Source organism: Burkholderia sp. BKH01 (genome assembly GCF_025685725.1).
Classification (GTDB): domain Bacteria; phylum Pseudomonadota; class Gammaproteobacteria; order Burkholderiales; family Burkholderiaceae; genus Burkholderia; species Burkholderia pyrrocinia_C.
The window spans coordinates 106,732-115,785 of record NZ_JAOTQT010000022.1 but is presented as its reverse complement, the minus strand read 5'-3'; the positions used below and the strand labels follow the sequence as shown (position 1 = coordinate 115,785).

General features: G+C 69.6%; 4 protein-coding genes. 3 read left to right on the top strand and 1 reads right to left on the bottom strand.

All coding sequences use genetic code 11. The features are described 5' to 3' along the window. The 3 genes from OEJ37_RS26505 to OEJ37_RS26495 form a co-directional block, all read left to right on the top strand. Positions 1-1,880 (top strand): primosomal protein N' (locus tag OEJ37_RS26505; protein ID WP_263347097.1); only part of this gene is annotated, 1,880 nt, incomplete at its 5' end. Positions 1,881-2,258: 378 nt separating this feature from the next. Next, positions 2,259-6,191, top strand: a complete 3,933-nt coding sequence (putA, locus tag OEJ37_RS26500) for a trifunctional transcriptional regulator/proline dehydrogenase/L-glutamate gamma-semialdehyde dehydrogenase (RefSeq protein WP_152860560.1) — start codon at positions 2,259-2,261, stop codon at positions 6,189-6,191. Between the two features lie 83 nt (positions 6,192-6,274). After that, on the top strand, positions 6,275-7,414 hold the full coding sequence (locus OEJ37_RS26495) for a branched-chain amino acid ABC transporter substrate-binding protein (protein ID WP_034183844.1): 1,140 nt from the start codon (positions 6,275-6,277) through the stop codon (positions 7,412-7,414). Between the two features lie 108 nt (positions 7,415-7,522). On the opposite strand, the gene OEJ37_RS26490 is transcribed toward OEJ37_RS26495, so the two are convergent. Next, positions 7,523-9,031, bottom strand: a complete 1,509-nt coding sequence (locus OEJ37_RS26490) for a class I adenylate-forming enzyme family protein (protein WP_175920684.1) — start codon at positions 9,029-9,031, stop codon at positions 7,523-7,525. Positions 9,032-9,054: the final 23 nt, after the last annotated feature.

Here is a 9,054-nt window from a genome sequence, read left to right as displayed (position 1 = left end):
GCGCGGCGCTGCCCGATGCGTTGCCGGCACGCGGGGCCGCGCTGCGGCGGCTCGCGCAGGCGCTCGTCGACACCGGCTCGCTGGCGCTGCCCGACGCGCGCGCGCTGCATCCGAAGGCGGCCGCGACGCTCGACGACTGGGCGGCGCGCGGCTGGGTCGACGTCGAGGAGATCGGCTGGAACGACGCGCCTGTGCCCAAAGCTGTGGATAACCTGTCGACAACCGGTGGACGAGCTGTGCCGCCGGCGCTCACCGACCAGCAGGCCGAGGCGCTCGACGCGATCCGCGCCGCGCAGGGTTTCGCGCCGTTCCTGCTGCACGGCGTGACGGGCAGCGGCAAGACCGAGGTCTATCTGCATGCGCTTGCGTCGCTGCTCGACGCGCGGCCGGACGCGCAGGCGCTCGTGCTCGTCCCCGAAATCAACCTGACGCCGCAGTTCGAGGCCGCGTTTCGCGCGCGCTTCGCGGGCGCGCTCGCCGACGACGCGATCGTCACGCTGCACAGCGGGCTCGCCGAGGGCGAGCGCGCGCGCAACTGGCTCGCCGCGCACACGGGCCGCGCACGGATCGTGCTCGGCACGCGCCTCGCGGTGCTCGCGTCGATGCCGACGCTCGCGCTGATCGTCGTCGACGAGGAGCACGAGCCCGCGTACAAGCAGCAGGAAGGGCTGCGCTACTCGGCGCGCGATCTCGCCGTGTGGCGTGCGAAGCAGCTCGACATCACGGTCGTACTGGGCTCGGCGACGCCGTCGCTCGAAACCTGGTGGCAGGCCGAGCAGGGCCGCTACACGCGGCTCACGCTGTCGCGCCGCGCGGTGGCCGACGCGACGCTGCCGACCGTGCGGCTGATCGATCTCGAAGAGGAACGGCGGCGCGGGCGCGCGTCGATGGGCGGGCTGTCGGGGCCGCTCGTCGGCGCGCTGAAGGCGCGGCTCGAGCGCGGCGAGCAAAGCCTCGTGTTCCTGAACCGGCGCGGCTACGCGCCGCAACTCGCGTGCGACGCATGCGGCTGGGTCGCGGGCTGCCCGCGCTGCAGCGCGTACGTCGTGCTGCACAAGCCCGAGCATGCGCTGCGCTGCCATCACTGCGGCTGGGAAGCGCGCATTCCGCGGTCGTGCCCCGAGTGCGGCAACGTCGACATCGCGCCGCTCGGGCGCGGTACGCAGCGCATCGAGGAGGCGCTCGCCGAGGCCGTGCCGGGCGCGCGCGTGCTGCGGATCGACGCGGACAGTACGCGCCGCAAGGGCAGCGCGCAGGCGCTCTTTTCCGACGTGCACGCGGGCGAGGTCGACATCCTCGTCGGCACGCAGATGATCGCGAAGGGGCACGACTTCCAGCGCGTGTCGCTCGTCGGCGTGCTCAACGCCGACACCGCGCTGTTTTCGCACGACTTCCGAGCGAGCGAGCGGCTGTTCGCGCAACTGATGCAGGTGAGCGGCCGCGCGGGCCGCGCCGGGCTGCCGGGCGAGGTGATGGTGCAGACGCGCTACCCGCGTCACGCGCTGTACCACGCGCTCGGGCGGCAGGATTATGTCGGCTTCGCGAATTCCACGCTCGGCGAGCGCCGCGATGCGCACCTGCCGCCGTTCGTCTACCAGGCGCTGCTGCGCGCCGAAGGGCGCACGCTCGACGCGGCGCTCGCGTTCCTGCTGCAGGCCGCGGCCGCGTTGCCGGGGCTGCCGGGCGCCGATCGCGTGACCGTGTACGACGCGGTGCCGATGACGATCGTCAAGGTTGCGAACGTCCACCGCGCGCAGCTGCTGCTCGAAAGCGCGTCGCGGGCGGCGCTGCAGCATGCGCTGCGCGCCTGGCAGCCGGAGCTGCGCGCGCTGAAGGGCGTGCTGCGGTGGAGCGTCGAAGTCGATCCGCTGGATATCTGAGCGGCGAGCGCGCAGCCGTCGCGCGGCGCGCTGCCGCATTGAAGCCCGGGCCGCCGGGCACCTCCGAACTGTCCCGCGTCGCGCGCCTTTGCCCCCGGCGGCACACTCGCCGCCATACCCAGTGCAACCCGTTTTCGTCCGCGTCGGTACGCGCCGCGGGTTGCACGTGCATGCCGAATCGGCCCGATCAGGGAAAACACCGATCCTCCGACCACGGGCAACCCCTAGGTTGCAACCTTCTAAGTGGCTGATTATATTGACTAACCCATGGGTGCAACCCATCTCTCAATTTGGTTGCACCTTTTTATTGCGTGCCGTAGGATTTCGCGCATCCTCTCACACCACATTGCCGGGCCCGCACCGGCGCACGAACCCACCATGGCAAGCACGACTCTCGGCGTCAAAGTCGACGACCTCCTCCGCTCGCGCCTCAAGGACGCAGCCGCGCGTCTCGAGCGCACTCCCCACTGGCTGATCAAGCAGGCGATCTTCGCGTATCTCGAGCGGATCGAGCACGGCCAGCTGCCGCCCGAGCTGTCGGGCCACAGCGGCGTCACGGAGCTCGCCGACGGTCAGGCCGCGGACGGCGACGACGACAACTCGCCGCATCCGTTCCTCGAGTTCGCGCAGAACGTGCAGCCGCAATCGGTGCTGCGCGCGGCGATCACCGCCGCGTACCGCCGCCCCGAGCCGGAATGCGTGCCGTTCCTGCTCGGCCAGGCGCGCCTGCCCGCGAACCTGCAGGCGGACGTGCAGGCGCTCGCGACGAAGCTCGTCGAGGCGCTGCGCGAGAAGAGCTCGGGCGGCGGCGTCGAAGGGCTGATCCACGAGTTCTCGCTGTCGAGCCAGGAAGGCGTCGCGCTGATGTGCCTCGCCGAAGCGCTGCTGCGCATTCCCGATCGCGCGACGCGCGATGCGCTGATCCGCGACAAGATCAGCAAGGGCGACTGGCGCTCGCACGTCGGCCACGCGCCGTCGCTGTTCGTGAACGCGGCGACCTGGGGGCTGATGATCACGGGCAAGCTCGTGACGACCAACAGCGAAGCGGGGCTGTCGTCGGCGCTCACGCGCCTGATCGGCCGCGGCGGCGAGCCGCTGATCCGCAAGGGCGTCGACATGGCGATGCGCCTGATGGGCGAGCAGTTCGTCACCGGCGAGACGATCTCCGAAGCGCTGGCGAACAGCCGCAAGTACGAAGCGCGCGGCTTCCGCTACTCGTACGACATGCTCGGCGAAGCGGCGACGACCGAAGAGGACGCGCAGCGCTACTACGCGTCGTACGAACAGGCGATCCACGCGATCGGCAAGGCGGCCGGCGGCCGCGGCATCTACGAAGGCCCGGGCATCTCGATCAAGCTGTCGGCACTGCACGCGCGCTACTCGCGCTCGCAGCAGGACCGCACGATGAGCGAGCTGCTGCCGCGCGTGCGCGCGCTCGCGCTGCTCGCGCGCCGCTACGACATCGGCCTGAACATCGACGCGGAAGAGGCCGACCGCCTCGAACTGTCGCTCGATCTGCTCGAGGCGCTGTGCTTCGATCCGGATCTTGCGGGCTGGAACGGCATCGGCTTCGTCGTGCAGGGCTACCAGAAGCGCTGCCCGTTCGTGATCGACTACCTGATCGATCTCGCACGCCGCAGCCGTCACCGCCTGATGATCCGTCTCGTGAAGGGCGCGTACTGGGATTCCGAGATCAAGCGCGCGCAGGTCGACGGCCTCGAAGGCTATCCGGTCTACACGCGCAAGATCTACACCGACGTGTCGTACCTCGCGTGCGCGAAGAAGCTGCTCGCGGCACCGGACGCCGTCTACCCGCAGTTCGCGACGCACAACGCGTACACGCTGGCCGCGATCTACCAGCTCGCGGGCCAGAACTACTACCCGGGCCAGTACGAATTCCAGTGCCTGCACGGGATGGGCGAGCCGCTGTACGAGGAAGTCACGGGCCGCGACAAGCTGAATCGTCCGTGCCGCGTGTACGCGCCGGTCGGCACGCACGAGACGCTGCTCGCGTACCTGGTGCGCCGCCTGCTCGAGAACGGCGCGAACACGTCGTTCGTGAACCGCATCGCCGACAAGACCGTGGCGGTGAAGGAGCTGGTCGCCGATCCGGTCGATGAAGCGATGAAGGTCGTGCCGCTCGGCGCGCCGCACGCGAAGATCCCGCTGCCGCGCAACCTGTACGGCGACGAGCGTCCCAACTCGATGGGCCTCGACCTGTCGAACGAACACCGTCTCGCGTCGCTGTCGTCCGCACTGCTCGCGAGCGCGCATTTCCCGTGGCGCGCGGCGCCGATGCTCGCCGACGACGCGCTCGCCGACGCACCGGCCCGCGACGTGCGCAACCCGGCCGACCAGCGCGACACGGTCGGCACGGTCAGCGAAGCGACGGCCGAACACGTGAGCGCGGCGCTCGCGCACGCGGTGGCCGCCGCGCCGATCTGGCAGGCGACGCCGGTCGACGCGCGCGCCGATTGCCTGGTGCGTGCCGCCGACCTGCTCGAAGCGCAGATGCACACGCTGATGGGCCTGATCGTGCGCGAAGCCGGCAAGTCGCTGCCGAACGCGATCGCCGAGATCCGCGAAGCGGTCGACTTCCTGCGCTACTACGCCGCGCAGATCCGCGACGAATTCTCGAACGACACGCACCGTCCGCTTGGGCCGGTGGTCTGCATCAGCCCGTGGAACTTCCCGCTCGCGATCTTCATGGGCCAGGTGGCGGCGGCGCTCGCGGCCGGCAACACGGTGCTCGCGAAGCCGGCCGAGCAGACGCCGCTGATCGCCGCGCAAGCCGTGCGCCTGCTGCGCGAGGCCGGCGTGCCGGCCGGCGCGGTGCAACTGCTGCCGGGCGACGGCGAGACCGTCGGCGCGGCGCTGGTTGCCGATCCGCGCACGCGTGCGGTGATGTTCACGGGCTCGACCGAAGTCGCGCGTTTGATCAACAAGACGCTCGCCGCACGCCTCGACCCGGACGGCAAGCCGATCCCGCTGATCGCGGAAACGGGCGGCCAGAACGCGATGATCGTCGATTCGTCGGCGCTCGCGGAGCAGGTCGTCGCGGACGTGATGCAGTCGTCGTTCGATTCGGCCGGTCAACGGTGTTCGGCGCTGCGCGTTCTGTGTCTGCAGGACGATGTCGCGGACCGCACGCTGACGATGCTCAAGGGCGCGATGCACGAACTGGCGCTCGGCAACCCCGACCGTCTGTCGACGGACGTCGGCCCGGTGATCGACGGCGAAGCGAAGCAGACGATCGATACGCACGTCGCGGCGATGAAGGACAAGGGCCACGCGGTCACGCAACTGCCGGCGCCCGATGCGTGCGCGCACGGCACGTTCGTGCCGCCGACGCTGATCGAGATCGGCAGCATCGACGAGCTGAAGCGTGAAGTGTTCGGCCCCGTGCTGCACGTCGTGCGCTATCGCCGCAACCAGCTCGACAAGCTGCTCGAGCAGATCCGCGCGACGGGTTACGGCCTGACGCTCGGCATCCACACGCGGATCGACGAGACGATCGCGCACGTGATCTCGAACGCGCACGTCGGCAACATCTACGTGAACCGCAACGTGATCGGCGCGGTGGTCGGCGTGCAGCCGTTCGGCGGCGAAGGGCTGTCGGGCACGGGCCCGAAGGCCGGCGGCGCGCTGTACCTGCAGCGCCTGCTCGCGACGCGTCCGTCGGGCCTGCCGCGTTCGCTCGCGCAGACGCTGGTGGCGGACGGCGCAGTCGAGGGCGATGCGCGCGGCAACCCGGCGGCGGCGCTGACGACGCTGCGCGACTGGCTGATCGAGCAGCGCGAGCCGGCGCTGGCCGCGCGTTGCGACGGTTATCTCGCGCAGGTACCGGCCGGCGCGACCGCGGTGCTGACCGGCCCAACGGGCGAACGAAACACGTATACACTCGGCCCGCGCGGCACGGTGCTGTGTGTCGCGGCGACGCCGGGCGGCGCGCGCGCGCAGTTCGCGGCGGTGCTGGCGACCGGTAACCGCGCGTTGTTCGCCGGTGCGGCCGGCGAGGCGCTCGTCGCTGCGCTGCCGGCGTCGCTGAAGCCGCACGCGGCCGTGCGCAAGCAGGCCGACGCGGCGTTCGACGCGGTGCTGTTCGAAGGCGACAGCGACGAACTGCAGACGCTCGTGAAGGACGTCGCGCAGCGGCCGGGCCCGATCGTATCGGTGCAGGGCGTGTCGGTGGGCGCGTTCGAGAGCGGCGACTCGGAAGACTATGCGCTCGAGCGGCTGCTGACCGAGCGCTCGGTGAGCGTGAATACGGCCGCGGCGGGCGGCAATGCGAATTTGATGACGATCGGCTGATCATCCTTGCCGTTCGGATCAAACAAAGAAGCGGCAAGGCGATCCCGAAGCCGCTTCATTTACCCTGGTACCAAGGAGATGCTATGCAACACACGATGAAAAAGGTGGCAGGCGCGACGTTCGTCGCGGTCATGTCGCTGGCGGGGACGGCCCATGCGGATGACGTGAAGATCGGTTACGCAGGGCCGATGACGGGCGCGCAGGCGCACTACGGCAAGGATATGCAGAACGGGATCGTGCTCGCGCTGGAAGACTTCAACGCGACGAACCCGAAGATCGGCGGCAAGCCCGTGAAGTTCGTGCTCAGCACGCAGGACGACCAGGCTGACCCGCGCACGGGCACGACGGTGGCGCAGAAGCTCGTCGACGACGGCATCAAGGGCATGCTCGGCCACTTCAACTCGGGCACGACGATCCCGGCTTCGCGCATCTACGCGAACGCGGGCATTCCGGAAATCGCAATGGCGACGGCGCCGGAATACACGCAGCAAGGTTACAAGACGACCTTCCGCATGATGACCTCCGACACGCAGCAGGGCTCGGTGGCCGGCGCGTTCGCGTCGAAGGATCTCGGCATGAAGAAGATCGCGATCGTCGACGACCGCACGGCCTACGGCCAGGGTCTCGCCGACCAGTTCGAGAAGGCCGCGAAGGCCGGCGGCGCGACGATCGTCGACCGCGAATTCACGAACGACAAGGCTGTCGACTTCAAGGCGATCCTGACCAAGCTGAAGGCGGCGAAGCCGGACCTCGTCTACTACGGCGGCGCGGATTCGCAGGCGGCACCGATGGTCAAGCAGATGAAGGCGCTCGGCATCGCGGCACCGCTGATGAGCGGCGAAATGGTGAAGACGCCGACGTTCCTGAAGATCGCGGGCAACGCGTCGGAAGGCACGATCGCTTCGCTGGCGGGCCTCCCGCTCGAAGAGATGCCTGGCGGCAAGGCATACGCCGACAAGTACAAGAAGCGCTTCGGCGAAGAAGTGCAGACCTACTCGCCGTACGCATACGACGGCGCGATGGCGATGCTCAACGCGATGAAGAAGGCCGATTCGACCGATCCGGCGAAGTACCTGCCGGTGCTCGCGAAGAGCGACATGGCGGGTGTCACGTCGACGCACGTCGCGTATGACGCGAAGGGCGACCTGAAGAACGGCGGCATCACGATGTACAAAGTCGAGAAGGGCGAGTGGAAGCCGCTGAAGAGCATCGGCGGCAAGTAAGCAGCCTGTGACTCGCGGGCGGCGGCGAAGGTCGCTGCCCGGCCGATCATGCGAAAAAGCCACCGGGCCGTCGGGCCCGGTGGCTTTTTTTATCGGCGTGAGCGGGCGCTACTCCTTGCGCACGCGTAGCAGGAATTTCTGCAGCTTGCCGGTCGGCGTGCGCGGCAGTGCCTGCGCGAACGCGAACTCGCGCGGGATCTTGTACGCGGCGAGCCGCTCGCCGCAGAACGCGCGCAGCGCGTCCGCGTCGGGCGCCGAGCCCGCGCGCATCACGACGTGCGCGACGACCGTCTCGCCCCAGTCCGGATGCGGCACGCCGACGACGGCCGCCTCGGCGATGTCCGGATGCGCGCCGAGCACGTCCTCCACTTCCTTCGAATAGACGTTCTCGCCGCCCGTCACGATCATGTCCTTCAGCCGGTCGACGATGAACAGGTAGCCATCCTGATCGATCCGCGCGACGTCGCCGGTGCGATACCAGCCGCCCGGTGCGAACGCGGCGCGCGTCGCGGCCGCGTCGTCGAGATAGCCGAGCATCATGCTGTCGGTCTTCAGCCAGATCTCGCCGGTCTCGCCCGGCTGCGCATCGATGCCGTCCATTCGCACGACGCGCAGGTCGACGCCCGGGCCGCCGTGGCGGCCGATCGAACCGGCCTTCGCGATCTGCTCGTCCGGGTACAGCGTCGTGCCGGCCGGCCCCGTTTCCGTCATCCCGTACACGTGGAAGAACGCGTCGCTGCGATACGCGCGCGCGAGCCGTTCGGCCTGCGCGGCGCCGATCGGGCCGCCGCCGTACAGCCACGCGCGCACGCTCGACAGGTCGAACGCCGCGAAGCCGTCGATCGTGTCGAGCGGCAGCATGTACGACACCGGCGCGCCGAAATACAGCGTCACGCGCTCGCGCTCGACGGCCCGCAGGAAGCGCAGCGGATGGTATTCGCGCAGCAGCACGACGGTGCCGCCCGCGTACAGCGTGCCGCCGAACCAGTTGTTGAGCGGCGACGAATGCCAGATCGGCATCGCCATCAGCGTGCGCTCGTTGCGGCCGATGCCGATCGCGAGCGCCGCCGACATCGCCGCGAGCGTCACGGTGCGGTGGCTGTGCACGCAGCCTTTCGGGCGGCCGGTCGTGCCGGACGTGTAGAGGATCTGCGCGATGTCGCCGTCGGCCGGTTCGATGCCCGCGACGCCGTCCATCGTTGCGCACATCGTGTCGAAGCACGGCACGCCGTCGAGCTCGCCTTCGGTCACGAGCTGCCGCGCCGGATGAACGATGCGTTCGACCACCGGCGCGAGCGCCACGTCGAACAGGAGCGCCTTGCTGCGGCTGTGTTCGAGCACGTAGTCGACTTCCGGCGCCTGCAGCTTGTGGTTGACCGGCACGAACGTCGCGCCGAGCCGCCACACGCCGAACATCAGGTCGACGAAGGCCGGCGTGTTGAAGCACATCGCGGCGACGCGGTCGCCGGCCGCGATGCCGAGTGCGCTCAGCACGGCCGCCGCGCGGTGCGAGCGCTCGCGCGCGGCGGCATAGGTGATCGTCGCGGATTCGCTGACGAGGAACGGCTTGTCGGGCGTCGCGCGGGCGGCGCGGTCGAGGGCGGCGACGAGGTTCATCAGGGCTCCGGGCGGGGCGAACG